This window comes from Bradyrhizobium sp. Mp27 (assembly GCF_029953005.1).
GTDB classification, from domain to species: domain Bacteria; phylum Pseudomonadota; class Alphaproteobacteria; order Rhizobiales; family Xanthobacteraceae; genus Bradyrhizobium; species Bradyrhizobium barranii.
Window position 1 is genome coordinate 1 of record NZ_JASAUS010000433.1, and the last position, 2,072, is coordinate 2,072.

Here is a 2,072-nt window from a genome sequence, read left to right on the forward strand (position 1 = left end):
GCGTCGCGAGACAGTCGAGCATCCGTTCGGCACGATGAAGGCCCGCATGGGAGCGACGCACTTCCTCACCAAAACCCTTCCGAAGGTCGCCGCTGAGATGGCACTCTCCGTGCTGGCCGACAATCTGACTCGGATCATGAACATCATCGGAACCAAGCGGCTAATCGCTGCGATCGCGGCCTGAAACGTCCTCGGCACGTAACTCTCAGAACCGACCTCCCGTGAAACCGTTTTTTACACGGCCAAGACCCGAACCGGACATAGCCCGTCATCATCTTGTGCCGTCGCTTACAGTCATGCCCTAAGGAAAGAACACGATTGTCGCGTCGTCGGTGGTCTGCCCGACCTCTCTGAGGTCATGCTGAGGTGCCTGAGGAATTGCCGTCGATTGGCCGGGCAAGACGAGCATCGAATTCGGGGGTGAACCGGCAAGGTCAAGAAGAAGGCCCTGGAGTTGCCTACCAAACTCGATAGCGACAGCGTAAATCAAGAGCATTCCCCAGCGGTGTGGCGGCGGGAAATCATGAGAGCCGCCTCGCCAAGGAGGTGGAACATCATTCGAGATCGAGGCTCCCTCCCATTGGATGGGACGCAAATCGCCAGGGCACAAAAATGAGTTTTCGGCAGTCATTGTTCCAACCGTGATTCCGTATTCGATTTCGTCGATTTGGAAATCCCATCGAACGCGCAATGCGGCTCTCTTATTAAGAGAATATGTTTGGGGGGTGCCCGGCGGTACTCTCAGCCAGCCGTCGTAGCCGTCACAAGAGAATTGGGTGGCGCGCGTCAAGGTCGCCATGCCGTAAGCAGAAGCTGCCACCGCGCTTGCGAAGCACTGCTCTGCTGCTTGAGTGAGCCGCGCGGATGCGCTGAAGCGACGGCCGGACGTGTTGAACTCGCCGCCGAGCAGGCTGCGCGCCTGACCCCGCAACGACTGCTCGTCGAGTTCGATCGGCAAATCGGCGTTCGGAGTCCACACCCGGGCGAAGCGCGCCATCCGGCCTTGCAGGTCGGGGCCGTCGAACAGGAAGAGCTCGACGAAGGGACGCCAATTGTTAAGCCACACTTGGGATATCCGACGATCGATATGGCGCGACTGCAGCTCTTTTTCGGGCCAGACGAATTCATCTTGCCAGGGATTGAGCCAGACGCCCCCCGGATTGGCGCCTGGAAATATTACTGGAACGTCGGCGGGGGAAACAATGATGGCCGGATCCCTTAACCCGGCGGGCGCGGCGACATGCGGTTCGTAGTCGAGCGTCAGTTTGTAGGCGAAGTCTGGGCCGAGAATGAGGTCAGCGGCGTCCCGACCTTCTCGCCACAGAGCGAACTGCTCGAACACCGTGAAGAGTTCTTTACGCTGATCCATGGTACGGGCGTCTCGCGCCCGAGCGCCCAGAACCGCCAGAAACTCCGCGACCGAGGCAGACTTGCCAACAAGTGCCTGCACCCATTCGGGGGGGTCTCGGATGAGATCCCGGGGCATCGAAGTTCTTTCTTGCGCAGAAGAAACGTTGCGGAAATATGCAACGCCATCGCGGAAGACCACCTCTGGATCGTGTTCACCGACGCTTTTGCTTTGCATGGCTTGATCCTCCACAAGCATTCTGCCGGTCCCCGTAGACGAGACTAGCACTGCACATCGTTCGCGACTGTGAAATAAGGCACATAGCTGCCCGGACGGCGCGACGGCACGTCCACACATGGCCCTTAGCCGAACAAGGCTGAGACCATTGTAGTGTCGGCTATCGGCGGCAGACCGGACGCGGGGCCGTGCTCACTTCGACAGCCGCTTGTGACCCCAAGCGGACTTCTGTTGATCTAGATCAACATGAGCGGCGCGAGACTTCGTGTTCTTGCGTCCTTGTGGCGGCAGCCCTCTCCAGATCCCTGTAGATCAGCATCAAGGACAACCTCGATGAGATGTAGATTGATCAGTCTGACGTTTGCTGTCTCGATATTTCCAATCGTTGCGAATGCGCAGGTAACCATTGATATGGGCAAGATCATATGTAGCCAATATCTTGCTATGCCGCAGTCACAGTCAGATAAGTTTTCTGCCTGGATGAGCG

At 58.1% G+C, this 2,072-nt stretch carries 1 protein-coding gene and 1 pseudogene; one reads left to right on the top strand and one right to left on the bottom strand.

Features of this window, described 5'->3' with window-relative positions:
- Nucleotides 1-184: pseudogene (locus QJT78_RS50650) on the top strand (IS5/IS1182 family transposase); the annotation flags it as partial.
- 117 nt (nucleotides 185-301) lie between these two features.
- On the opposite strand, the gene QJT78_RS50655 reads toward QJT78_RS50650, so the two are convergent.
- Nucleotides 302-1,606: a hypothetical protein gene (locus tag QJT78_RS50655; RefSeq protein WP_157791308.1), complete on the bottom strand. Its 1,305-nt coding sequence runs from the start codon at nucleotides 1,604-1,606 to the stop codon at nucleotides 302-304.
- Nucleotides 1,607-2,072: the final 466 nt, after the last annotated feature.